The organism is Paenibacillus sp. Z6-24 (genome assembly GCF_054161335.1).
On record NZ_CP096398.1, the window covers coordinates 2,276,058 to 2,302,605 of the forward strand.

Annotated in this window: 21 protein-coding genes; 18 read left to right on the forward strand and 3 right to left on the reverse strand. The window is 47.7% G+C overall.

Annotation, left to right across the window (positions count from 1 at the left end; all coding sequences use genetic code 11):
• Positions 1-210 precede the first annotated feature (210 nt).
• Together M1D61_RS10045 and M1D61_RS10050 are read left to right on the forward strand one after the other, a co-directional pair.
• Positions 211-2,961 (forward strand): PAS domain S-box protein, encoded by a 2,751-nt coding sequence (locus M1D61_RS10045; protein WP_458122208.1) that lies wholly within the window; start codon positions 211-213, stop codon positions 2,959-2,961.
• 380 nt (positions 2,962-3,341) lie between these two features.
• On the forward strand, positions 3,342-3,761 hold the full coding sequence (locus tag M1D61_RS10050; RefSeq protein WP_458122209.1) for a hypothetical protein: 420 nt from the start codon (positions 3,342-3,344) through the stop codon (positions 3,759-3,761).
• 51 nt (positions 3,762-3,812) lie between these two features.
• On the opposite strand, the gene M1D61_RS10055 is transcribed toward M1D61_RS10050, so the two are convergent.
• Positions 3,813-5,042, reverse strand: coding sequence for an MFS transporter (locus M1D61_RS10055; RefSeq protein WP_458122210.1), 1,230 nt, complete (start codon positions 5,040-5,042; stop codon positions 3,813-3,815).
• Positions 5,043-6,209: 1,167 nt separating this feature from the next.
• Here M1D61_RS10055 and M1D61_RS10060 point away from each other — a divergent pair.
• The gene (locus M1D61_RS10060) at positions 6,210-6,512 is read left to right on the forward strand and encodes a hypothetical protein (protein ID WP_458122211.1); all 303 of its coding nucleotides are present in this window, start codon (positions 6,210-6,212) and stop codon (positions 6,510-6,512) included.
• Positions 6,513-6,938: 426 nt separating this feature from the next.
• Positions 6,939-7,436, forward strand: coding sequence for a hypothetical protein (locus M1D61_RS10065; RefSeq protein ID WP_458122212.1), 498 nt, complete (start codon positions 6,939-6,941; stop codon positions 7,434-7,436).
• A gap of 504 nt (positions 7,437-7,940) precedes the next feature.
• Here the strand turns inward: M1D61_RS10065 and M1D61_RS10070 are convergent.
• Positions 7,941-8,999 carry a hypothetical protein gene (locus M1D61_RS10070; RefSeq protein ID WP_458122213.1) on the reverse strand — a complete coding sequence of 353 codons (1,059 nt, stop codon included), beginning with the start codon at positions 8,997-8,999 and terminating at the stop codon, positions 7,941-7,943.
• A gap of 52 nt (positions 9,000-9,051) precedes the next feature.
• Positions 9,052-10,242, reverse strand: a complete 1,191-nt coding sequence (locus M1D61_RS10075; protein WP_458122214.1) for a M20 family metallopeptidase — start codon at positions 10,240-10,242, stop codon at positions 9,052-9,054.
• Between the two features lie 314 nt (positions 10,243-10,556).
• Between M1D61_RS10075 and M1D61_RS10080 the strand changes: the two genes are divergently transcribed.
• The 14 genes from M1D61_RS10080 to M1D61_RS10145 all read left to right on the forward strand — a co-directional run bounded on the left by M1D61_RS10080 (position 10,557) and on the right by M1D61_RS10145 (position 26,390).
• Positions 10,557-12,014 (forward strand): ABC transporter substrate-binding protein/permease, encoded by a 1,458-nt coding sequence (locus M1D61_RS10080; protein ID WP_458122215.1) that lies wholly within the window; start codon positions 10,557-10,559, stop codon positions 12,012-12,014.
• Positions 12,001-12,723: an amino acid ABC transporter ATP-binding protein gene (locus M1D61_RS10085; RefSeq protein WP_458122216.1), complete on the forward strand. Its 723-nt coding sequence runs from the start codon at positions 12,001-12,003 to the stop codon at positions 12,721-12,723. The genes M1D61_RS10080 and M1D61_RS10085 overlap by 14 nt, the downstream gene beginning before the upstream one ends.
• A gap of 512 nt (positions 12,724-13,235) precedes the next feature.
• Positions 13,236-14,264 carry an NADH:flavin oxidoreductase/NADH oxidase gene (locus M1D61_RS10090; RefSeq protein ID WP_458122469.1) on the forward strand — a complete coding sequence of 343 codons (1,029 nt, stop codon included), beginning with the start codon at positions 13,236-13,238 and terminating at the stop codon, positions 14,262-14,264.
• Between the two features lie 290 nt (positions 14,265-14,554).
• Positions 14,555-16,246, forward strand: a complete 1,692-nt coding sequence (locus M1D61_RS10095) for a copper amine oxidase N-terminal domain-containing protein (RefSeq protein ID WP_458122217.1) — start codon at positions 14,555-14,557, stop codon at positions 16,244-16,246.
• A gap of 315 nt (positions 16,247-16,561) precedes the next feature.
• The gene (locus M1D61_RS10100; protein ID WP_458122218.1) at positions 16,562-17,233 is read left to right on the forward strand and encodes a PspA/IM30 family protein; all 672 of its coding nucleotides are present in this window, start codon (positions 16,562-16,564) and stop codon (positions 17,231-17,233) included.
• A 187-nt stretch (positions 17,234-17,420) separates the two neighbouring features.
• A complete protein-coding gene (locus M1D61_RS10105; RefSeq protein ID WP_458122470.1) occupies positions 17,421-17,825 on the forward strand; it encodes a DUF350 domain-containing protein in 405 nt (134 codons plus the stop codon).
• Between the two features lie 44 nt (positions 17,826-17,869).
• Positions 17,870-18,385 carry a DUF4178 domain-containing protein gene (locus M1D61_RS10110; protein WP_458122219.1) on the forward strand — a complete coding sequence of 172 codons (516 nt, stop codon included), beginning with the start codon at positions 17,870-17,872 and terminating at the stop codon, positions 18,383-18,385.
• Between the two features lie 12 nt (positions 18,386-18,397).
• Entirely contained in the window at positions 18,398-19,171 is a 774-nt protein-coding gene (locus tag M1D61_RS10115) for a DUF4247 domain-containing protein (RefSeq protein WP_458122220.1), read from the forward strand.
• A gap of 226 nt (positions 19,172-19,397) precedes the next feature.
• On the forward strand, positions 19,398-19,544 hold the full coding sequence (locus M1D61_RS10120; protein ID WP_458122221.1) for a hypothetical protein: 147 nt from the start codon (positions 19,398-19,400) through the stop codon (positions 19,542-19,544).
• A gap of 91 nt (positions 19,545-19,635) precedes the next feature.
• The gene (locus M1D61_RS10125) at positions 19,636-20,949 is read left to right on the forward strand and encodes an extracellular solute-binding protein (RefSeq protein WP_458122471.1); all 1,314 of its coding nucleotides are present in this window, start codon (positions 19,636-19,638) and stop codon (positions 20,947-20,949) included.
• 45 nt (positions 20,950-20,994) lie between these two features.
• Positions 20,995-21,873: a carbohydrate ABC transporter permease gene (locus M1D61_RS10130; protein ID WP_458122222.1), complete on the forward strand. Its 879-nt coding sequence runs from the start codon at positions 20,995-20,997 to the stop codon at positions 21,871-21,873.
• 84 nt (positions 21,874-21,957) lie between these two features.
• Positions 21,958-22,836 carry a carbohydrate ABC transporter permease gene (locus M1D61_RS10135; protein WP_458122223.1) on the forward strand — a complete coding sequence of 293 codons (879 nt, stop codon included), beginning with the start codon at positions 21,958-21,960 and terminating at the stop codon, positions 22,834-22,836.
• A gap of 91 nt (positions 22,837-22,927) precedes the next feature.
• Positions 22,928-24,730 (forward strand): cache domain-containing sensor histidine kinase, encoded by a 1,803-nt coding sequence (locus tag M1D61_RS10140; RefSeq protein ID WP_458122224.1) that lies wholly within the window; start codon positions 22,928-22,930, stop codon positions 24,728-24,730.
• Complete coding sequence (locus M1D61_RS10145) at positions 24,708-26,390, forward strand: helix-turn-helix domain-containing protein (protein WP_458122225.1); 1,683 nt, start codon at positions 24,708-24,710, stop codon at positions 26,388-26,390. The genes M1D61_RS10140 and M1D61_RS10145 overlap by 23 nt, the downstream gene beginning before the upstream one ends.
• The last annotated feature ends 158 nt before the right edge of the window (positions 26,391-26,548 follow it).

The following is a 26,548-nucleotide window of genomic DNA, read 5'->3' on the forward strand; positions in this document are numbered from 1 at the left end:
TTTTATGTGGAGAGACGTCGTTGATTCACAGATAGAAGTTTATGGTGAAGAGTAGCCATATATGTGATCCATGTCTGTATATTTGCCTTATGCTGGTGATATAATCCGGCAGTAGCAGGCGAACAGGCATAACCTGGCAGACCAAAATGCAGCTGGTAAAAGTAGCAGTCAAGCAGTGATTTGCCCATTAAGAGGGAGAGTATATAAAATATGAATGAAGTGACGATTAGCAGCCAGGAATATGCTGAGCTCCGGCAGATCAAGCATCATTATCAAAGCCTTATGAATTATACAAGTGACCTCATCAGCCGCCATTTGCTGGATGAAAGATATACTTATGTGGACGTTTCTCCTTCCTGCATAGAGCTGATGGGATATGAACCACATGAACTGCTGGGCAATAGTGGATTTGATTATGTACATCCTGATGACAAGAAATATGTAACAGATACGATTCAAGCGGGTCTGGTGGACAACCATTCGGTGACTGTGGTCTATCGCAATCTGCGCAAAGACGGCTCATGGTTCTGGGCAGAAGCGATCTGTCGTCTGGTCAAGGACGTGAACGGCAAGGAGATTGAACTACTGGCTATTATTCGTGATATCAGTGTACGCAAGCTAATGGAAGAGCGGCTGCAGGATCGGGAACGTCAGCTGCGACTGCTGACCAATCATACGACAGACTTTCTGTCCCAGCACAAGGCAGATCATGGAGCAACCTTTGTGTATGCTTCACCGGCATGTGAGCCTTTATTTGGCTATACGGTGGAAGAGGTGATGGGCACGGATGGATTGAGCTATATTCATCCGGATGATCTGCCTCATGTCCGGGACTATCTGGAAAATATAGGTCATGGCCAGCTGACAACCGCACGGGATGCAGTCAGCTATCGGTACCGGTTAAAGGATGGCAATTATATCTGGGTAGAAAGTACCTGCAGGTATATTTATAACGAGCAGGGCGAACGGGAATACATTATTGGCGTGACACGGGATATCCATGAACGGCGGGAGCAGGCACGCAGAATGAAAGAAAGTGAAAGCCGGTACAAGTCCTTGTTTGAGTTCAATCCGCTGGGCATCCATGCACTCAGCCTGGATGGATACTACCTATCCGCCAATGCCAGCTTCCAGCGTATGCTGGGATATACGGAAGAAGAGCTCAAGCGAAGTTCATTCGAGAAGCTGGTCTATCCGGAAGATCTGGAATGGACCACATCCAACTTTGAACAGGCCAAGCAGGGAGCAACCCGGTTATATCAGCTGCGGACGATTCACAAACAAGGGCATCTGGTGGATGTGGAAGTGACCAATGTGCCGATCTATGTAGGGGATGAACTCGTAGGCGTCTATGCGATCGTCCAGGATATTACGGAAAGCAAGCAGAATCTTAATAAGATTTACAAACTGAGCAACGAGCAGAAGCTGATTCTGGGTTCTGTATCCGAAGGCATATTTGGTATAGGTCTGGACGGACAGACCACATTTGCCAATCCGGCAGCAGTGAAGATGTTTGGTTATGAAGAAGGGGAGATGCTCGGTCTCAAGCTGCTCCATCATATGGAGCAGAGCGAGCCGGATGGAAGCCCTATTTTGTCGGGCAATACGCCGATCCTGGAGGCGCTCCAGCAGGGAGAGACGCGGCTGCGTGACGAGGCTGTACTCTGGCGCAAGGATAACACCAGCTTCCTGGCTTCGTATCAAGTGACGCCCATTATTGATCATGGACAGCGTATTGGGGCGGTAGTCGTGATCCGAGATCGTACAGAGGAGAACAAGATTATCCAGGCACGTGAAGTGGCGGAACAGGCAGATCGTGCCAAATCGGAATTCTTGGCCATTATTAGCCATGAACTCCGAACACCAATGAACGGTATGATCGGTATGCTGGATCTGCTCCGCGATACTTTGGAGACCCCGGAACAGCAGGACTATGCGGATATTGTCATGGATAGCAGCAATGCCCTTTTGAAAATAGTAAATGAACTGCTCGACTTCAGTAAAATTGAAGCCGGCCGGATGGAACTCGAGTATGAGCCTGTTTATTTGCAGGAATTGCTGGGGCAGATTACCGAGCTGTTCGAGAAGCCGGCACTGGATAAAAACATTACGCTCAACACAAGATTGGACCCGGCACTGCCGGAATCAATTATCAGTGATGGCAACCGTCTGCGCCAGATACTAATCAATCTGGTCGGCAATGCTGTCAAATTTACCGATGTGGGCGGCGTCATGATGTCGGTACAAATGAAGCCTCAGCCGGATGCCAGCCGGATTATGATTGAATTTGCCGTGCAGGATACCGGCATGGGCATTCCCGCAGATCAGCAGGCCAAGCTGTTCCAGCCGTTTTCCCAGATTGGTACAGCCAGACATGGAGGTACAGGTCTTGGTCTTTCCATTTGCAAAAAAATAATTGAACTGATGGGCGGAGACGTTCAGATGGAGAGTAGGGAAGGAAAGGGTTCTACTTTTTCCTTTACTCTAATGCTGAATGTGGAAGATTATGAAGGATTAAGTACAATAATTCCCGAGTATCTTCCGGAGCAGGAGATGAAGACAGGAAAATACGGACCGCTTCGTATTCTGATTGCCGAAGATCATATCGTCAATCAGAAGCTGCTGCGTACAATATTGACCAAAAAAGGTTATCAGCCGGATGTGGTCTATAACGGACAGGAAGCGGTAACGGCTGTCCGTCAACAAACGTATGATATCATTTTCATGGATGTTAATATGCCTCATATGGACGGGCTGCAGGCCACCCGGCAGATCCGGAAGCTGACAGAGCTTGCACATCAGCCTATAATCGTCGCCGTGACGGCTTTTGCCCGTAAAGAAGAGCGTCAGCTGTGTATGGAGAGTGGAATGGAAGATTTCATCTCCAAGCCGCTGCGGATTAGTGATATAGAGCATAGTCTGGAGCGGTGGTCGACTGTTATTCAGCGGCGCAGATTCTGAATCGAAGCCGATGATAAGGTGCAGATATTCCGAATAACAGGCGAATGGTTGATACAGACTGATTGATATAAAGAAGAAAAGGATGTCTGTCACATGACAGGCGTCTTTTTTATATGCAATGAGAGATCGCAGCAAGAACGCAGATCGATAGCAGATCATGCTGGGGAATGTCTGCATTAAAGGTTTACTTTAAAGCGATGAATCACTATACTACAAAATTTGATAATAATATAATTATCAAATGAACTGAGTTTACATATGAAGGAGAAATAAGTGATGAACATGCAACAATGGATCAAACGTCTGCTCATCGCAGGCACATGTACAGCCGTGCTGGCTGGCTTCGGCAGCTTCCGTTATTACGATAAAGCATGATATGGGTGAGACCGAGCTCAAGGAACCCGCCAAAATGCAGTCGTTCTGGAATAGTCATTTGCGATGATCTGCTGGCACTCGGGATGACACCGACAGGTATCGCCGATAATAACAAACCGGAAGCGATGAACAAACTGGCTGGCAAATTGATCGAATACATGCCATGGGGCGAGCGGGAAATACCGGATCCGGATATAATTTCCACTGTTGCGCCGGATCTGATCTTCATCGCTACCGATGATTCCGGAGCGATCACCAACGAATGGAAAAAGCTGCCGGTATGGAATAACTTGAAGGCGGTCAAAAGCAATCATGTGTACATGGTGGACCGCAATATCAGGGCCCGTTTCCGCGGAATCATACCTGCCGAGAAAATCGGACAGAATGCCTTGGATCTGATCAACAGCAAAGTAACGTTCAAATAATACAATTCTCTTCATAAATGATCCCATATCCAAAATGTGCGCAGCTGCCTGTTAAGTAGGCGGCACTTTTTGGTTCTGATAACGGACAATCAGCAGATAGGCTGCTGCAAAAGCGAGAATAATCAGCCCAATCGGAATGCGCGGATCAAAAGTATACGCCCAGCCGCCAATAATGCCTGCCGGTGAGGTAATCAGCAGAATGAGCACGGACAGCATCGAAAAAATCTTGGCCCGTTTCTCATCGTCAATCGCATTGGCAACCGCAGCTTCCAGATAGGGAGAACTGATCATCATGCCTACGGCAGCAATAACTGTACTCGCAGCAATCCAGGCCAGATGGGTGATCGGCCCGACCACGAGCATCAGATTGGAGAGGACGGACAGCAGGAATCCCGCCATCATGGACTTGTAAATCGCCTTTTCCGGAATACGCGGTGTCAGCAGCCAGAGTACGAGCAGCATAACGACCGAAGAGACCGCAGGTACGAGCGAGATCAGATCACTGTCCACATGCAGATAATCGGCCATATAGAGCGACAGATAAGTCGTCTTAAGCGTCGTCTGAAAGTTAAACAGTACGTATACGCTGAAGATCAGCAGCAGCGTTTTGCTTGCAGTAATCTCCTTGATGGCGCCGGCATAGTCGAGCAGACTTTTGCCGAGGCCAAGTTCGCGGGTTTCTTTCATTTTCCGGTAGCCCATCTCGGTCTCCCGGGTTGTCAGATGCCGCCCGACAAACTGAAACGTCATTAGCAGAAAGGCAATCACATACATAATTCTCGTCCCCGGCACGAGGCCGTAGGCATACACCAGCAGACCGCCGAGCGGAGCGAACAGACCGCCAATCACACTAATAATCTGCAGTAGAGTAAATACATATGTACGGTCGGCAGGGCGTGTGTCTTCCACGACTAGACAGTAAAAGGCGGTCGAAGGCACCCGCTGGAATCCATTGACCAGTGCTGCAGCAACGAAGAACCAGACATTTTGCGAGACTGCCCATAGTATGGCCGCCAGACTCCAGCTCAATAGATCAAAATACAGAACCGCCTTTTTGCGGCCCATCCGGTCGGTCAGATAACCGCTGATAAAAGAGGAAAACACCTGGACGATCAGACTCAGTGTCGTAATCCAGCCAATCGCGGTCTCACTGACACCCAGTTCGTACATATACAGGGTGGCGTACGTCATTACCATACTGTAAGGAATCAGGAAAAATGGTTCAAAAGCAAGGCAGCCCCGGCTATTGCCCTGCAGGCGCGGAAAAAAAGTGCGTCTCATGGTGTGTTAGTTCCTCCGTTATGTAAGTAAAATGGTAGATCGGATAGAAGGGGTTCCAATTCAGCGTTTTGCCCCTTTTACTATGATAATTATTGCTTGGCTGTATGGATTAAAAGCTGTTCTTCTTTAGCCTCAATTTTCCTTCAATTTACAACATTGATCTTATTGTACCATAAGGTCTTTTTATACTGTTTATCCTATGGAAATGAAATATTAAATATCATTATTACAATTTAATTTAAAAAATATTTCAAACATGTAAAATAATAGCGATGAGAATGAAAAAGTAAGTATAATTACTTACCCTATCCCAAAATTAGTTTAATGCTAAGTATCTCTTGTATTATTTTACTAACATTCATAATATTTGCAGCAAACCAGTGTACCTATCAATATAACGAAAATGGAAGATTAACCACGATGTACACCACAACCCAGAAAACAACTTATTCTTACGATAAAAACGGCAACTTACTCAATAAGCAGGTAGAGCAAGGAGATTATAGGAATATCATAAATCCAATTCCAGCTAAAAAGGCCTATGTGTACCAACCTACGGTGGAAGAGCAGATTGATAATTCATTGACTACAAACATATAAACGTATTTAAGTAATAACCCTTTGATATACATTGATCCTACAGAACATATGGAATGTCAAGTAGTATCTGGTTGCTGAGCAGGGTCTACTTTTACTTAAAGTGGATAGAGTATTTTTGCAAAAGCAGCGATTAATTTTTATTTAAACTTCACATCGGGAGTCAGTATTTTATATAGTGATTACCAGCTTTTTGCTAATGATGTACCATTCTTATTTGATCCCAATGGATCTGAAGTGCAAAAATCGCTTATACTAGTAGGATCTCTACCTGACGTTAAAGTAGTAAGTCAGGGTGGAGAAATGTTTGTCGATGTTATGAAGAACGGTGGTGCAGCAAAATATAAACCAGAAGTCGATATTGAAGCTGCTGAACATTATGCATAAGAATAGGGTACACCCACAAAAAAATAGAGAGGACTTTAAAGTAATGGAATTTAAAGATGTTATAGGGGAAAGTGATGGCTCTAAAACTAAATATAGGCGAGTGAAAAAGAACTTTGTTGGAGAAATACATAGTCATCATTGCAGAGCAGCGTTATAAAAATATTTAAAGTAAAGGAGCTTAATATGTTGGAAAAATTTGATTTTAAAGATGGAAAAATTAATTTTAATTATTTTGGAAAAATAGACTATAAGTCTTCTCTGCAAGAAGATGAATATTTTCTTAGTGAAGATATGTTATCATTGTCATATTTTAATAATAAGTACATTATTGATATAGGCTGGTATGACAGCAACAAAAGTTTTGTGATTAGTTTAATAAAAGATGATGAGTGGGAGTTTCCAAAAGAAACAGAACAAATTAAGAATAAAGAAAAAATAGAAGAAATGTTACAAAGATTTATAGAGCTAGTTTATGAAAACATATGAATTCATTTGTGGATAATGTATTTCTTGAATAGGGATTAAAAGCTTGTTAGGTAATATGAATTAGTGTAAAAGTAAAGTTATTTTTTAATTTTAGCAAATTACAATTTTCAGTATGTGTCTACAAACCTTTATTAAAATGGACAGTCACAATATGTTGAATGACTATACAAATTTCTAAAGTAAAAAGTAGTATTCAACAATTTTGCTCTAACTAATTCTATAAGGTATCATGGTTCGAATATTGGATAATTTTAAATGAAGATACGGTGGAAAGGCAGATTGATAATCATACCTTGTATGAATGTTTATACATATGTGCGAGTAGTCACTTTTTTAGATAAAAAATTACCTGATGGTAGAGGTGTACGTCTTAATCAAAACGGGACGTTTAAAGGTTTTATAGATCAATAAAAGAGGGGGGATAATATGGAAAATCTAGAAATAATTTTAGAGGATTTTAACAAAGATCAATTAGATAATTTGATTTTTAAAGAGTTGAGTTTAAATAAACTGCCAGTGAAATCATCGCATTTTTTTGATAAAGAGAGTAATAAAGATATTGAATTTTATCAAGTTAAAAGTTTTCAAGAATTGCTTTCTCCGCTTGGGACAGGGAATATACTTCTTTATAGTATAGAACTGGGATATGAAGTGCATGATGTAATTATGATATTTTCTTTTGATGAAATTTTAGGAGATATTACATTTAATTTTTCGGAAAAAGAATTATATAAGGGTGAAAAGTCAGAAATAAGCATAAGAATAACAAAATTGCTGCATTTCCTTATTAATTTAAAAATCAAATTTAATATTCCTAAAATTAAAATCGGTTTTGAGTCTGCATATGATAAAGATAATTGTTTAGTAGAGATTACTAAAGATGAAATTGATGTTAAAAGTATGATGAGAATCCTTTTGCAATAATAGCTTGAACCTCAGAGATAAATTTTTATCTTTGAGGTTCTTTAGTTCTTTAAATTTAGAATCATTCGCATATTAGCGAAGAAAGACCTGACTAACTAAAAAGATTATTATGATTTTTATAATAGACATGGTTATGTAGTCCAGATGATAAGAACTGATAGTAGTCTTATGATCAGCTATTAGTATGAAGATGAGGGCAATTTAACTCAGCAAAAAGAAGCGGTAGCGAACGAGTTCAAGTATGCCGGTGAGACATAAGATGCAGAAGTAGGATTGGATTATTTAAAAACTAGATACTGCAATCCTGCTCAGAGACGCTTTCTGAATGAAGATACGTATGAAGGACAAATTAGTAATCCACTGACATTAAATAATTATGTGTACGTAGGTAATACTAAACAGGTCAATTATCTTGGTTTAATACGATAATTGACCTGTTTTTGTTATTTTCATTTCCTGAAAGTTTTCCGAATACAAAAATGATACATACGACATCAGCAGCGGCTAGTCACCGCCTCCACCTCCGCAGGAACTACCACCACTGCTGCAGGAGCTGTCCCCGCTGCACGAACTTCCCGAAGAGTGATCATGCCCATGATGCCCGTACGTATCATTCGTTGCTGAATACCCGGTACCACAGGAAGATCCAGAGTTGTTATGCTGCTGCTGTACATCTGGTGGAAGATGGGAATTCATCATGGAACTGAAATTCCATGGATTGTCATGGGAGTAATAGACTGCAGCAGCACTCGCCGTACCAAGTCCATAGCTATCCGTATAGGTCGGCAGATAGGCACTGTCACTGCTGCTGTCCCGGCGTGAACGATCCGTGCGCGAACGGGGCGGTCTACGATCCAGCACTGCCTGACTGTGCGTACGGAACTGCTGAACCAGATAATCAATCCCGTCACGGGCTTCTGGGATATTCGTATAGGCAGCCCTGTTAAACAGTGAATATTCGGCCTGATGCGGGTTAAATGCCAGCAGATTATTCATCATATCCTTATCCAGCGGATACTGGAAAAATCCTCCCCATACATAGGCATTCCCGCGTGTGATCGGGAACAGCTCTCCATATGCCCAATCGAACAGAGCCCGCTGATCCGGCTGGAACAGCGATCCCCCATGCGGAGAATGGTGAAGCATATATCCGTAAAAGTGGTCACAGAACTGCTGGTACTCTCTCGTGAACATCAGCATCTCATGCCAGATATCATCTACTCTGGAACTGAACATTGGCATCTGACGAAACAATGCACACATCAGCAGATAACGCTTCATCTCGATCCAGCGCCAGGCCCACTCCTCTTCACTCAGCTCAGGATGTTCGGTTAATACACGCTGCCGAAGCTGATGCTCATAATCGGATGGCAGCGATTGCTCCAGTCTACGGGCAAGCGGCTCGCAGGGATGACCTTCGGGAACGATATGCACCGGAGGCAATCCAACCTTTCGAAAAAAGCGCTCATTGACTCTGCCTGTACGGCCGGCAGCTCGGTTATTTCTCGAACGCACAAACAGAATGACCAGCACAGCCAGCAGCAAAAAAAATAGTATTGTCATATGCAAACCTCCAGTCTTGATGCACCCTTACCCATCTATTATACGACTCATACTATACTGAAGCAGCTACTTTGGACTCAAATTCCGCCCGGATGCGTGCCAGCAGTTCGGGCTGGGTGATCACGTCAAATGCGGTCTCGGCGAGCAGGGTGGCGGCGAATACCATCGCTTCCAGCGCCTGAGGCTCCTGCGCCCGGTCGCGGAAGCCGATACTGTGCAGTTCATGCTTCTCATCCGTGATCTGCACATACGGATGAATCGCCGGACAGCGTACCGATACATTGCCCAGATCCAGTGAACCTGCATCTTTGCCGGAATGGATATCTTCCCGGCGGATTCCATGATTAAGCAGATTGTGGGTAAATGTCTCGGATAGTGCCTGGTTGGTCACCAGCTCATCATAGGAATACTCATAGTTGGAGATTTCCAGTCGGCATCCGGTCTGCATGGCTGCGCCCTGGGCGACCTGCTTGACCCGTTCCACCAGTTCATTGGTATAGCTGCGGCTGCCGGAACGGATATAGAACTGGGCGGAAGCATAATCCGGAATCACATTGGCTGCGACGCCGCCATGATTGATAATACCGTGGATGCGTGTATCGCTGCGTGTCTGCTGACGCATCGCATTGATGCCGTTAAACAGCTGCAAAATGGCATCTAGTGCATTGATACCATGCTGCGGACTGGCTGCGGCATGCGCGGATTTGCCGAAATATTCAAACTGCAGGGCATCCATTGCCAGGGATATTCCGGATTCCTCGTACGCATAATACGGATGGGCCATCATGGCAAAGTCACAATCATCGAACAGACCGGCCGCTGCCATCGGTACTTTGGCACCGCGCGTTTCTTCGGCTGGTGTGCCATAGACACGGATCGTACCGCCGATCTCGTCGATAACCGACTTGAGACCAATCGCTGCGCCTGCGCTCATCATGCAGATGAGATGGTGGCCGCAGGCATGACCGATCTCGGGCAGTGCATCATATTCACACATAAAGGCAGCGACCGGGCCAGGCTTGGCAGACGTATACGTAGCGATAAATGCGGTCTCGATCCCGAGGATGGGAGCTTCGATCCGGAATCCGTGCGACTCCAGTTCCTGCTTGAGCCGGGCGGAAGCTTTGTATTCTTCATTACCGAGTTCGGGATTCTGCCCAATATAGGTGGAGACGGCTTTGAAAGCTTCGGCGTGCTGCTGGATATGCTCGCTGATTCTGGGTTTGAGTTGGGTAGGGTTCATGGATGTATACTCCTTTTATGTATAATGGTATAGCTTGCACCAACAAGGGTCATCCGTCAAATGGCAGGTGAACCGACTCGGGGGCATCATTCATTATATCGGATCAATATGCCATGTTGGCTATAATCTGAGTATAGCATGCAGCCAACCTATATATGAAACCGTTATCTTATAAAAATGAATGTAATGTACATAAAATGATTGAATAATCATACAATTTCATTTATAATAACCCGGTTGAGTGATATGCGAGTAAGGCATAAAATACACTTGGAAATACCAAATTAATTTGACAGAGTAAAGGAGATAGAAGGTTGAAAGCACTAAAACCATGGTTTGCATGCTGCCTGAGCATGCTCATGTTGTTCTTTACAGTGATCCCGCTGGCTTCTGCGGCACAGGACAACCAGAACGTAATCACGGTCGGTCTGAGCGCAGACTTTCCGCCATACGAATTTCACAAAAATATAGATGGCAAGGACCAGATTGTCGGGTCGGATGTAGAGATTGCCAAGCGAATTGCTGCCGATATGGGAGCCACCTTGCAAATTCAGGACATTCCATTTGACAGTCTGCTGCCGGCACTGGACAGCGGCCGGATCGATATGATCATCTCCGGTATGACACCGACAGAAGAACGTCGTCAAAATGTTGATTTTTCCGAATCGTATTACATTTCCCGCCAGGTCATCATGACCCGTGTGGAAGACAAGGATAAATATACATCTGTAGACAGCCTGCAGGGCGCGTCGATCGGTGTACAGAAAGGCTCAATCCAGGAAGGCATTGCCAAGGATATCAAAGGTGCCAAACTGACTTCGGTAGACCGCATCGCAGATATCGTATTATCTCTTGAATCCGGTCGTGTTGATGCCGCCGTTATGGAAGGACCTGTAGCTGAAGGGCAGGTAGCCAACCATTCGGATCTGGCAATTACATCTGCTACCATTCCGGATAGCGATACCGAGATGGCGATTGCCGTGAAAAAAGGCAATGCCGAGCTGCTCGGTCATATCAATGGTACGCTCGCCCAGTTGAAGCAGGGTGATCAGGTGAAAAAGTTCGTTCAGGATGCAACCGCACTGAACTCCGGTGAACAGCAAAAGTCCAACAATATTTTCACCATCTTCTGGGATTACCGCCAGTACTATGCCAAAGGGATTCAGTACACTCTGCTGCTGTCTGCAGCCGGAGTATTGTTCGGCTTCCTGATCGGTCTGGTCATTTCCCTGTTCCGCCTGTCGAATATGGGAGTGCTGCGCTGGATCGCAGTGACTTATACAGAGATTCTGCGCGGTACGCCGATGCTCGTACAGCTGTTAATTATCCACTATGGTATCGCCCAGACGTTCCATATTGAATTTACCGTACTGGAATCGGGTATTATTACACTATCCATTAACAGCTCGGCCTATCTGGCGGAGATTTTCCGTGCCGGTATTCAGGGTGTGGATCGTGGGCAGATGGAGGCGGCACGTTCACTCGGAATGTCCCACGGGATGACGATGCGCAGCATTATTATTCCACAGGCGGTCAAAAGTGTACTGCCTGCTATCGGTAATGAATTCGTCGTTATTATCAAGGAGTCGTCGATCGTCTCCTTTATCGGGGTCGCCGATCTGATGTTCCAGGCGCAGGCCGTACGGAGTATCACCTATTCGGCGCTCAACCCGCTGCTGATCGCGGCAGCTATTTACTTTATCATGACGTTCGTGCTTTCCAAGCTGCTTGGAATGCTGGAAAGGAGATGGAGTGTAAGTGATAAACGTTAAAGGACTCAAAAAGTCATTTGGTAAAAATGAAGTGCTGACCGGAATCGATGTCGATATCGCCAAAGGTGAGGTAGTCGTGGTCATTGGACCGAGCGGCTCGGGCAAAAGTACATTCCTGCGCTGCCTGAATCTGCTGGAGCAGCCTACCGCCGGGGAGATTTATTTCGAAGATGAGCTGATCACCCAGCGTAAATATGATATCGATAATGCCCGCAAAAAGATGGGCATGGTATTCCAGCATTTTAATCTGTTTCCTCACAAAACAATCCTGCAGAATCTAACGCTCGCTCCGATCAAGGTCAAAAAGACCAGCCCGGCAGACGCGGAAAAGATCGCCATGGAACTGCTGCACACGGTAGGTCTGGAAGACAAACGGGATACGTATCCAAACCAGCTGTCCGGCGGACAAAAGCAGCGTATCGCGATTGCGCGTGCGCTGGCGATGCAGCCGCATGTGATGCTGTTCGATGAGCCGACTTCGGCGCTCGATCCCGAGATGGTCGGGGAAGTGCTGGAAGTTATGCAGAAGCTCGCTCATGAAGGCATGACGATGGTAATCGTGACGCATGAGATGGGCTTTGCCCGTGAAGTGGGCGATCGCATCATCTTTATGGACGGCGGGCAGATCGTGGAACAGGGACCGCCGGAGCAGGTATTTGGAGCTCCGAGTCACCCGCGTACCCAGGATTTCCTGAGCAAAGTGCTGTAACATGTAAATCATATGCCGGTGTGCTCCTACAGAGCAGCCCGGCATATATTATTTCTTCATCCAATAGGCAGAGAATGATATATGAAATAACAGGTGACAGGTTAAAGCACAATAGTGGTGAATTGCCCAGATATACAGTAAAGCATATGATCTCCGGTCGAATAACAACTACTGGAGGTCATATGCTTTTTTGTATACTTTGAGACAAACAGACAGATGAATGGATGGGCAAAAGCATATCAGGTAAGCATCAAGTTATTGCTTTTCTATATAAGAGTGCATATTTCCCTGCATAAATGAATAAGTGATAGAACAGTTCATTTTCTGTCTTTAGCATATTCATAAATGAGTACGTTGTCCGGCAGATGGGTACAGAAGAGAGGGGATACTATTTATTCTGCTGTATCGGATAACTTTTCCTATGAAAACTTTGTTATATTTCGTAATATGCTATATAATCATAACTGTTGATTTAGTTGCATAACATATATCTTCTATTGGAGGAATTAATGATGGCCAAATTATTTACCCCGTACAAACTCAAAAACCTGGAGCTTAAAAATCGTGTCGTCATGCCGCCGATGTGTCAGTATTCTGTAGATACTAAGGACGGCATGCCGAACGATTGGCACCATGTTCATTATATTAGCCGCGCTGTTGGCGGCACCGGTCTGATCATTGTGGAAATGACAGCTGTACACCCGGATGGACGCATTACCGACCAGGATACCGGTATCTGGGATGATCGCTTCATTCCGGCTTACCGCCAGATCGTAGACGCTGTTCACAGCTATGGAACCAAAATTGGGATCCAGCTCGGTCATGCCGGCCGCAAAGCGGAAGATGCCAATCCGCCGGTAGCTCCATCCGCAGTACGCTATGATGGCGAAGGTTACAAAGAGCCGCGTGCGCTGACAACTGCCGAAGTGGAAGAAATGATCATCGCTTATCGTGAAGGCGCGCGCTGCGCGGTCGAAGCAGGCTTTGATACGGTAGAGATTCACGGTGCCCACGGTTATCTGATCCATCAGTTCCATTCGCCGCTCGTCAATCAGCGCGAAGATGAATACGGTCAGGATCTGCCGCTGTTCGGCGAGCGGGTCGTTCAGGCGGTACGTGAAGTAGTACCTGCAGACATGCCGGTTATTATGCGCGTCTCTGCCCGTGAATATGTGGATGGCGGCTATGATGTAGACTATATTACCGAAGTCTGCCGCCGCTATTGTGATGCCGGTGTAGATATTATGCACGTGTCCTCCGGTGGTGAAGGCCCTGTAGGTTCCGGCGGTATGAAGGTAGGACCCGGTTATCAGGTGGAACTGGCCGCTCAGCTCAAGCAGGCACTGGATATGCCGGTTATTGCTGTCGGTATTCTGGATGAGTACGAAGATGCCGAGCAGGTACTGGAAAAAGATCAGGCCGATCTGGTAGCAATCGGACGCGCAATGCTGCGTGACCCATACTGGGCTGTTCATGCAGCCAAAGCGCTACACGCAGAAGTGGATGTACCTGTGCAGTATCTGCGGGGATATCGTCATTAAGCAGAGAACTAAAATACAAAAGTAATAAAAGCCATTATTTTCTATCTAACGGAAAATAATGGATTTTTTACTGCATTTTAATCTTGCGGATCATCATTTGATTTTGGCTCTACAGCAGATGATTCAGACCGCTTCAAAGCCTGCTGTGATCAGGATTCAGGTTTGTTTTACAGTTTGAACCAGCAGGTAATGAATAAAATTTTAAAAATAAAGTGATCCAGAAATAATCTCCCCGCGTTGATAGGAGTAAGCATGGTCAATACCAATCCAACTTACAAAGGAGCTTATTTATGAAGATGAAAAAAATTATCGCACCTGTACTATCGTTATCCCTGCTCATCCCGGCAGCAGGAGCATTCGCAGCAGACAATATATCCGCCCCATCGATGACCCCTACCGTAAGTACCAAAGCAGCTGATTTACGTGCAGGACTGGATTATCTGTTATCCGAACATTTTGCACTGGCTGTCACTGCAATGACCAAAGCATATGAGGGCGCGCCGGATGCCAAGGAAGCCTACGATGCACTTGACCAGAATGCAGTCGATATGCAGCCTGCGATCGAATCTATCTACGGCAAACAAGCGGCTGCCGAGTTCGGGCGTATATTCCGCGCCCATAACAAATACACAGATGACCTGGTCAAAGCGACCAGAATGAACAACCAGGAAGCCGTCAAGCAGGCGGAAGCCAATGTACAGGGATTTGTCGATGAATTCGCGGAATTCCTGTCTAAAGCGACCGGCGGCAAGCTTCCCGAGCAGGCAGCCGAACAGGCTATCCGCCTGCATGAAGATGAAGTACAGGATGTATTCGAGAAATACGTAGCCGGTGATTACCAGGGGGCCTATACCGAATACCGTGAAGGCCTGAATACGATGTTCACGATCAGCAAGGCATTGTCCGGCGCAATCGTATCCCAGAATCCATCGATGTTCGAAAATGGAACGGTGGACACACCGGCTGCCGATCTGCGTTCCGCACTGAATCATCTGGCAGCAGAGCATTTTGCCCTGTCTGTACTGCAAATGCAAAAGCAATATGACGGCAAAGCCGACTCCCAGGCACTGATTGATGCCGAAGCCGGCAACACGGCCGATTTCAAAGCAGCGATCGCTTCCATCTATGGCAATGCCGGAGCTGACCAGTTTGAGAAAATCTGGGTAACCAACCACATCAAAGCCCAGAGCGATTATGTCGATGCTCTCAAAAAAGGCGACAAGCCCGCACTGGATATGGTGAAAAGCCGGATTACCGATTTTACCAAGGAATTCGCCGCTTTCCTCGGCACAGCAACAGCGAATAACCTGCCAGCGACAGCCGCTGAACAAGCATTGATGACCCATGAAGAGCAAGTACAAAAAGTGATTGACAACTATGCTGTCAAAAACTATGCAGCTGCCTATCAGGCTGACCGTGAAGGCTACAAAGCGATGTTTGGCATCGGCGAAGCATTGGGTGGAGCCATCGTCAAACAGAACCCGGATAAGTTCATGGTGGCTGCTGCTCAGCCTGCCACTCCAACAGCAGCACAGCCAGCAGCTCCACAGCTATCTGCAGAGCAGCCGCAGGCTTCCATGCCGGCCGCTTCGGGCAGCAGCATGATGACCATCTGGATGAAGCTGAACAGCAGCTCCCTAAAGATCGATAACAAAACAACCATGATGGATACCGAACCGATGGTAATGAATGGTACAACGTATATTCCATTGCGCTACCTGGGCGAAGGGATCGGTGCCAAAGTAAGCTGGAACAAATCAGCTAACGAAGTGACCGTGATGGCCGGTTCCAATACGATGAAATTCTGGATTGACAAAGATACCGTTGTAGTTAATGGCAAAAACATGAAGCTGTCCGCAAATGCCATGATAAACAAAGATGGCAGAACTCTCGTTCCGCTGCGCTCAATTACCGAACTGCTCGGCTGGGATGTAAAATGGAATAATAATGACGGTTCCATCACACTGACCAAATCGATGTAAATCGATATCTCCTCCTTATACAATTCCATAACAGAAATCGGCCCTGTCGCTGCGGCGGCGGGGCTTTTTGCATATAAAATTTGCTGTTTTGACAAGGAAGATGCATAGCAAGCTGCGTATAAAAGCCCAATATGGGTTATTGATACAATAAACGGATCAGCATCGGAGAATGATCGGACTGCTGCCGCTTTGAAACTTTATGTACATTTCTTCGTAATACCAGTTAGTAACAACGCTTGCTGCAGTCATACTTGCAGCAGCAGCTATATCGTATTACGATAACTATATTATTATTCAAGTGGAGGGAACTAATTTATGTCTATTTTCAAACGTCTGCGTGATCTTACTCTGTCCAATGTATATGCTCTGATCGAGAAGGCGGAAGACCCGATCAAAATGACTGACCAGTATATTCGCGATATGGCAGCCGATCTGGAAGATGCCGAGAAGGCTGTTGCTTCCCAAATTGCGATTGAGAAGCGATTTAAGCAGTTGTATGAAGAACAGGATGCACTGGTGAAAAAGCGTGAAGAACAAGCACATATTGCCGCCCAGAACCAGAATGTGGATCTGGCCCGCCGCGCACTGGAAGAAAAGAAAAACGCTGAAGCGAAGCGTGATGAATACAAAGCCAATTACGATCAGAATAAAGCGGCAGCCGATAATCTGCGCGGCAAGCTCGATGAGATGCGCAAACAGCTGAGCGACATGAAAAACAAACGCGAGACGCTGGTTGCCCGTTACAATGCAGCCAAAGCCCAGACTGAAATCAACAAAACGATGAACGGATTCAGCGCAGATTCCGCTACTGCAGGTCTCAGCCGTATGGAAGAGAAAATGCTGCAGATGGAAGCCAGAGCGGAAGCCAGTAACGAAATGAACAACAAAGGCAAATCACTCGACGACGAGATTGATGCGCTCGGAACAAATAAAGAGGTTGAAGATGAACTGGCAGCCCTGATGAAACAGTACGAAAGCAAATCCTAATCCTGTCTTTTGGATTAATCAGGAACTGCCTGATGAAAGAGATGTAATGCAGGACCGAAACGAAGGCAAGAACAGCACATTCAGTTCTTCCTTCGTTTTTGTTTCGGGCAAATCGGCAGTTCGGCAGAATAATAGGTGTATACGTTTCAATAATCGATGATGCTAAATCAGTGGAGGATGGCGAATGATGAGCTGGGATATTGTATTGCAGATTCTGGTATGGACAGGCGTAGGAGCAGTGGTACTGTTTGCGCTCATGTATCTGGATTCACTTTTTACCAAATATAAGGATATCGCCGAAATCAAAGCAGGTAATACGGCAGTAGCGATCCGGCTGGCGATGAAGCTGTTTGCACAGGGATACATTTTGTCAGTATCGATCAATACGTCTTGGAGTCTGTGGGAGGCGGTGCTTGTCTCCGTGGTTTCCTTTGTCATTCTGCTTATTCTGGAGCAGGTTGCCCGTCTGCTGTTTAAAAAAATAGCAGACTTGGATCTGGATGAAGGAACACGTCAGGGCATGGTCAGTCATGGTTTGCTCGGCGGTGCACTGCAGCTGGTAGGCGCATTTATCATCTCGGCCTCGCTTTAAATTTCTGGATAAACATGCCGGGCAAGGAAAGGAAGTTACATGTTATGGGATTATGGAAACGAATTACGAATCTGGTCTCCAAGCCGGAACCTCCAAAGCCCGAAAAGGGACCGCTGGATCTACAGACAGGAGATATCTGTGAAGTCTCGCTGGTTACATATGAGGTCGTCGGAACGGCCCGTAACCGCGCACGTAATGCGGTCATGCTGACCCTGCAGGATGGAACAAATATAATGTACCTTCACGTGGAACTTCAGGAAAAGCTGCGGTATACGCTGTATCAGCCGATCGATGGTGGTCTGGAGAATCCGAATGAAGTGCCCACACATATCGAGATGGACGGAACGGACTATTACATGGATGAACAGTATCATGGCAGTGTGCTGGCCAGCGGACGTACGCCGGTACTGCCGGGAGTACAGAACGGCGAGCAGCATGTATGGCAGTACCAGTCGGATGATCGCAAGCCGCTGCGGATCGAGTGGCAGGGCGGGCGATTTACATTGTATGAAGGTGAATTTGTACTTAACGGGGATGTTCGTGTCATCCGTGCCAGTTAGGAGCGAAATCCAATGAAATCACGCGCATCATGGCTTGTCAAAATTATACTTGTGCTCAGCCTGGTGACTTCGCTGCTCTCCGGCTGTGGAATCGGCTCGAACAACTCCAAGCTGAATTATCCGCTGGAGTCGGTTAGCAGGGATGGCGGTTCCACCTCGTACGTCTACCGGGCAGCCGGTCAGACCGTACCGGTAGTGGCCGAGCAGCTGTCCGATCAGCGTACACCGCAAAATATGTCGGTTGAAGACCCGCAGCGGATGTTTCTCGTCTATGAGAATGAGCTGATTCAGGTACAGCAGGATCCGAACAAACCGGAAGATACGATTATTGAAGTCGATTCCAAGGAATATGTACGCCGCAATTATGACTCCAGCTTTTTGCAGGGGTATTTGACAGCGACCCTGATCAATCAGCTGTTCGGTTCGTTGGGCGGATTTGGTGGATATGGTGGGTATGGCGGTGGTCATTACCGTGGTTATGCGAGCCAAAAAGTTTATCCGCCGCAGACGCAGTACAAAAAGCCGACCGTGCAGGATATCCAGCAGGCACCGCCGATGACGGTGAATAAATCGGGGTCCGTTTTCAAACGGGGCAACTCGTCGACGTCCAAACGATCCCAGTATGACAGCAATACGCCAAGCCGCGGTTCCCCTTCTTCCAGCGGAACGATTAACCGTGGCGGCTCATCCAATCGCTCGGATGGCGGATTCTTCTCTCCGTCACGGGGCAGCGCACCCAAATCCAGTTTTGGTTCGGGCAAGATACGCAAGCGTGGGCGAAGGTAGGAAGAATGAAGAACAGAATATAAAGTACACAATATAAGGTATAAATGCTATAGCTGCATATACAGTATAGGATTCAGCCTGTATAGGAGAGTGTAAACCTGTATAGACTGTAAAGCAGGATAAAGAAGATCAGGCCATCCGGCAGAGCACAATAAGTGCAGCCGGATGGCTTTTTTTATTTGGGTATAGACATTCCAAGATCTGCCCGTATAATCGGCTGATGCTGATGCTGATGCTGATGCTGATGCTGATGCTGATGCTGATGCTGATGCTGATGCTGATGCTGATGCTGATGCTGATGCTGATGCTGATGCTGATGCTGATGCTGATGCTGATGCTGATGCTGATGCTAAACTTTATGTATACCCGATGATCGTCTACCCTCATACCGAACAGATTCACCTTATAAAATGATAGCGTTTCCATTAAACTGTGAATATTCCAACCATCAGAGGAGGAGCATGATGAGAAAAATCACTGCATTAATGATGTCCATTCTATTACTGGCGCTGTTGCTATCGGGCTGCGGAGGAGGAGACGATGCACAGGGAGCCGGTACCGAAGGAGACCCGGTCTCACTGACTGTATGGCACAACTGGACCGGACAGGATGCCAAATCAATCGCCATGCGCAAGCTGCTGGATGATTTCCGTACGGCTCACCCGGAGATTGAACTGGAGGACGAGCCGCTGCCTACAGATGGGCTGAAGACCCGCCTGCGCACCGCGGCGGCCGCAGATGAGATGCCGGATCTGTTCGTCATGTGGCCGGATGCCATGACCAAGGAATTTGTCAAAGGCGATCTGATCCAGCCGATTAATGAATATCTGGACAGCAAGCCGGAATGGAAAAATAACTTTATCCCCAACGCACTGGATGGATACACGGTGAACGAGCAGATTTACTCGGTGCCGATGAACCTGGCGCCATCGTCATTGCTGTTTTACAATCAGGCGATTTTTGATCAGTATAATGTCAAAGTGCCGGAGACATGGGATGAGCTGATGAAGGCGATTGATACGTTTAACCAGAACGGTGTGATTCCGATTGCACTTGGCAACAAGGCCAACTGGGTTGCCCAGTCTACCATTTTCAGTACAATTGGTGACCGGGTAACCGGAACGGACTGGTTCCTCAAGGCAGCCGAGCAAAATGGTGCATCCTTTACCGATCCGCAGTTTGTACAGGCATTAACGGTCATGCAGGATCTTGGCAAAGCGAACGCTTTTCAGAGCGGATTCGACAGTATCGATGAGACACAGATGATGCAGCTTTATTTCCAGGGCAAAAGTGCCATGGTCATTAACGGAGGCTGGGCGCTGGCGAACCTGGTGAATAATGCCCCCGCTGAAGTACTGGATCAGACGCATGTGACGATCCTTCCACCTGTACCGGGCGGCAAAGGCGAAGCTCAATCGACGGCAGGTGTAGTCGGCACCGGGATGGGGATGAACAAAAAGCTCGAAGGCAAGCAAAAAGAAGCAGCGTTGGAGCTGCTGTATGCCCTTTCCGGTCCCGAGGGTCAGCAAGCTACACTCGACAGCAGCACACTCGTCAGTTACAAGCTGGATCTGGACAAGAGCAAAGCCCATCCACTGTTCGTGGAGCTGTATGATCTGATCCAGAAAACGAAAATCAGTCCGGTGTATGATTCCAAGCTCAGCTCGGCAGCCGTTGAAGTGACCAACAACGGTCTGCAGGAACTGATGATGGGCGGCAGCCCGCAGGACATTGCTGCCAAAATTCAGAATGCACAGGCAGGAGCGCTGGGCAAGTAGATTTTTTCGGCAGCAGGCTCGGATTGACAGGAGAGGAGTGGTGCTATGAATGCGATGAGCAGCCGCAAGTTTATTATGTTCGGATTGGCACCGGCGCTGCTAATCTATGGTCTGTTTGTATTTGTGCCGGTCGTCTGGTCGGCGTATTATGGATTTTTTAACTGGTCCGGATTTGGGGACAAGCAGTATATCGGCCTGGCCAACTATACGGAGATTATTCAGGATTCCACATTCTGGCGTTCGCTGAAAAACAATATCATTTTCGTGCTGGCAGCCGTGTTCGGTCAGGTACCGATTGCGCTGGCACTGGCGGTTATTTTGCACAAAAACACGTGGATGCAGCGATTTCTGCGTTCGGCGATTTTCTTGCCGATGGTCATGTCCACTGTCGTCATCGGTATGGTGTGGCAGTATATTTATCATCCGCAGATCGGGATTTTGAATTTTCTGCTGGATGCGATCGGGCTGTCCGGCTGGAAGCTGAACTGGCTGTCGGATGCAGGAATCGCGGTTTACTCGCTGATTCCGCCGCTGATCTGGAGCTTTGTCGGATTGTATCTGATCATTTTCAGTTCGGCACTGCAAAATATACCGGGTGAGATTCATGATGCCGCCGAGCTGGATGGAGCGATTGGCTGGCGGCGGCTGGTGTATATCTCCCTGCCGATTATCTGGACGACTGTGCAGGTGGCGATCATTCTGTGCATCTCGGGAAGTCTGAAATCATTTGATCTGGTGTATATTATGACCCGCGGAGGTCCGGCACATGCGACAGAACTGCTGGCTACCTACATGTATAATTCGACGTTTACCTCGTATCGTTATGGATATGGGAGTGCAATCTCGACGATGATTGTGCTGATCAGTCTGCTGCTGATCGGAACGAGCCAGTGGCTAACCAGCAGAAAAAGCCGGAATTCCTGATCGATCTGCAAATCGTACAGGCAGATGGAGTGGAGTAGGCTTGTTAGCAGCAAACAGAAAACGTATCCGGAAGGAGGGCATGTGATGAATCAGACAGCGACAGCCGGTTCTCATCGCCAGGCATCGGGAATATCGATTCTGCTTGGCAGAGGAAAACATATTATTTTTTGGACGATTCTGATGGTTTATGGTATTTTTACCTTGTATCCGTTTTTCTGGTTGATTGTGAGTGCATTCAAAAGCAATGAAGATTTTTACAGCCATCCGTTTGGATTGCCGGCCCAGTGGAATGTGGCGAACTTCAGCCGGGCGTGGGAGACGGCCAAGCTGGACACCGCATTTGCCAATTCATTGATCGTATCGATCGGTTCGCTCGTATTGACTTTATTTATTGGAGCGCTGGCTTCTTTTATTCTGGCCCGCTTTCAATTCCGGCTCAAAGGCGCGGTATTTGCTTTCTTTGTCGTCGGGATGCTGATTCCGATTCACAGCACACTGGTGCCGCTGTTTATTCTGATGAAGCAGATATCGCTGTTGAATACGTACTGGGCACTCATTTTGCCGTATACGGCATTTGCCCTGCCGACAGCGATTTTCGTACTATCCGCGTACTTGATGTCTTTTCCGCGCGAGATTGAGGAAGCTTCCTTTATCGATGGTACAGGGCTGTGGGGATTGTTTTTCCGGATTATTCTGCCGATGTCCCTACCGGCGCTATCGACCGTTACCATACTGAGTTTCCTGCATGCATGGAATGATTTTTCATTTGCGCTGGTCTTTATCAGCAAAACAAGTCTGAAAACGCTTCCGCTCAGTATCGCCAACTTCTCGGACGGTTATCAGACCGATTATGGACTGACGCTGGCGGCGATGGTACTGTCCGTACTGCCGACCATTATTTTGTACCTGGTATTCCAGGAGCAGGTAATGAAAGGAATGACCGCCGGAGCGGTAAAAGGATAATGCGGCATCAAATAGGAAATCGATATACTAAATAATTGATAACCAAACTCATATACAACAGCCGAGCATCATCAGGCAGGGAGGAATCATAATGAGACGTTGGATGCAGTCATCACTACAGCGCAAGCTGTCTGTCATCATTATACTGTCCATGATTGTGCCGCTGCTGCTGCTCGGCGTTTTTGCTTTTGCGATTTCTACACATATTACAGAAGATAAAGCCCGGCTGTCAGGCATGGACACGCTGACACAGATGAACAACAATCTGGCGTTTATGATTCAGGATGTGGAAAATGTATCGCTGTTCATGATCAGCCAGCGGGAAATTCAGCGTTACATGAGCAGTCCACAGGAAGACAGCATGATCCGTAGTGAAATCATCGGACTACTTACCAATCTGGCCGCCTCCAAAAAATACATTGCCGATATTACGATCTATGCGCCGCAGCTGAACAGCACCTTATCGACATCTTCCCTGTACCATTCAGAGCTGTATACCCAGGTAAATATCAATGAAGTGAAGCATAAGCAGTGGACAGGTGTCTACGAGGTGCAGAACGCTTCCGGTCAGCAGCCGGTCATTACATTTATTCGCCCACTGCGCAGTACGCATGATTATCAGACGCTCGGCTGGCTCTCGATTAGTCTTAATGAAAAGGTACTGGCCCAGTACTGGTCGGTGCTGCCGAGAATCGGAGACGGGCATGGACAGGTATGGCTGGTTAATGATCAGGGGCATATTCTATCCACCAATGACAAGTCAAGGCTGTCGATGCCGCTGAATAATAGCTACCCCGGGTTGATGCAGCAGATTATAAGGTCCGGCCATAGAGCGGACGGTTCGCTATCCTACGGGGAGGGAGAAGCGGAGCAGACCGTGATGTACCAGCATAATCACGAGAGCGGCTGGACGCTGGTCATGATGATTCCTTCAGATCAGTATACCGCGCAGAACCGATTCATTTTGCAGCTGACGCTTATCGTCGTCCTGGTGTCAGTGCTGGTCAGTGCAGTACTGATCTGGATCGTCGTCAGCCGCGTCGTTCAGCCTCTGCGCCATCTGACCCGGCTGCTCTATCACAGTGATCCGGCTTATCCGCTGCCCGCTTTTTCGATTGAATCGCATGATGAGATTGGCAGGCTCAGTCGAAGCTATCACCGGTTCGGCGCCCATATTGCGCAGCTCAAACAGCAGCTGATACGCAATGAAGCCCGCAAGAAAGAAGCTGATCTGCGGGCGCTGGAGGCGCAGATTCATCCCCATTTCATGTACAATACGCTTTCTTCCATTCACTGGATTGCCCTCATGTCCGGGGAAAAGAAAATCGGAGCGATGGTGCAGGGACTTAGTGATTTTCTGAGGCTCAGTCTGAATCAGGGCAAAGACTACTGCTCGGTCGAGCAGGAGTTGAACCATATCCGCAACTATATGCAGGTACAAGAAATCCGCTTTCCGGATAAAGTACGGATGAGCTGGGCGGTGGACCAGCGCCTTTACAGCCATACGATGCTCAAGCTGCTGCTGCAGCCTTTGGTGGAAAATGCGCTTATCCATGGCATTCAGAAAAAGGAAGGGCCCGGTACGATCACCATTCATCTGGAGCAGGAAAGCGGCTGGATCCGGTTCATGGTGCTGGACGATGGCACAGGTATGGACCCGGAACGGCTGTATCAGCTGCGTGACATGCTAAGCCGGACGATCCATTCTGCAGAAGGACCCCAGCGCACCGAACCGGATGCCGGGTATGGACTGCGCAATGTCAATGAACGGCTGCTGCTGCATTATGGCAAGGAAGCCTGTCTGCATATTGAGAGTCGCCCGCAGGCCGGAACCAAAGTATCATTTGCGATTCCACTGAAGGAGGGATACCGTGAGAATCTTGATTGTGGATGATGAAGTGATTATTCGTACAGGGCTGGCTTCGGTGATTCCCTGGCACGAACTGGGACTTGAACTGTTGGAGCCCGCAGGATCGGCAGAAGAGGCACTGGAGCGTATGGCACGGGACCAGCCGCATATTCTACTGACAGATATTCGAATGACCGGCAAGACCGGACTGGAACTGGCAGAGGAAGCTCGGATACTTTTACCGGAGCTGGAAGTCATTATTTTATCCGGCTATGATGACTTTGGCTATGCCCAGCAGGCGATCCGTCAGCATGTGGCCGATTACCTGCTCAAAACCAGTCCGCCGGAAGACATTATCAAGACGGTACTTGGGGTCAAACGCAGTATCGAGCAGCGGTTGTCCACCCTTCATCAGGAACGGGAGATTCATCAGCAGACCGCCGAGCAGCTGTTCCGCCACTGGATTATTGAAGGAACGGATAAGCAAAAGGCGGATATGGATGAAGACTGGTTCGGGCAGCTGCTGCAGCTGAATCAAGGTACAGTCCAGAGGATTCCCGATACTTCCCATCATGCTCATACTCTTCATATTCCGCATAGATGGAGTCCGGCAGAGGCGGAACGCTGGCAGATCGTTATTTTACAGGCTGAAGGATGGGGCCAGGATAGAACCCACCATGCACTGCTGCTGTTTGCCATTCATAATATGCTGCAGGATATGTTGGGACTCCCCGCCTGTATGTATCAGCAGCACATCGTTGTACTCGTCCCTGTGCCGGCGGCCGGAACAGACCATCTGCACGAATGGCAAAGTATAACCCGGCGCATGGAGCATCTGCTCAAATGCAGAGTTACAGCTGCGCTGGGCCAGCCAGTGCAGTTAACCCGGCAGCTGCATGCATCCTATCGGGAGGCGCTGGAAGCCTGCAATTATTATCCGCTGCTGCCGGGTTCTACCTTATGGACTTATGAACAGATTGCCGGCCGACAGGGTGGTCAGACGGTCTGCAGCCATGAGGAAGAACGGCTGCTGGCTTCGATTCTGCTGAGGGAAGATACGATAGCACTGAGAGGCTGGGTGGACCGCTGGATTGACCACTTGATCTATCAAGAAGAAGCCACTCCGCAGTCGGTTCAAAGTGCGCTGCAGTCCGTGCTGCTCAGTGCGAACCGCTGGTTGGAACGTGCGATGAGCAGTATGTATACCGCCGCAGCTGCCGCCTCGCCTGTCGAACCTGCCAGCAGTATCGTCTGGCAGTCGGGTGAATACATGAAGGAAGAACTGTTCCAGCAGCTGCACCGGATCTCGCGGACTTACCATACCCGCTGCGGTGAAGGGCCGCGCATGCATGTGCAAAAAGCCCTGATGTACATCGAAGAAAATCTTGGCGGAGATATCAGCCTCGCCGCAGCTGCCCGGCATGTGCATTTGCATGCCAGCCACCTGAGTGAGATTTTCAAAAAAGAGACCGGTCTGACTTACAGTGACTGGGTAGGGAAACGGAGAATGGAATATGCAGCCGAGCTACTCACGATTTCCCCGGCCAAAGTAGCTGAAATCGCCGGGCAGATCGGCTATGAGGATGTGAAGTACTTTAGCAGACTGTTCAAAAAGTACAGCGGCTGTACACCGACCGAATACCGGGAGCGCTGCTTGGTGCAGGTGAGCCATCCACCGCCCGATTCCTGTTATCCGCTGCTATAGGGATTGCCGATTCACCCTGTCTACGTAATCCACCAATCTGTACAATAAATATGTAAAATGATGGAGCTTTTTCGTTAATTTATACAATTCCTCTACAACGGGAATACGCGTAATATATATCGGTGAACATTACTGAATGCCTGAAAGTACAGGAGGGA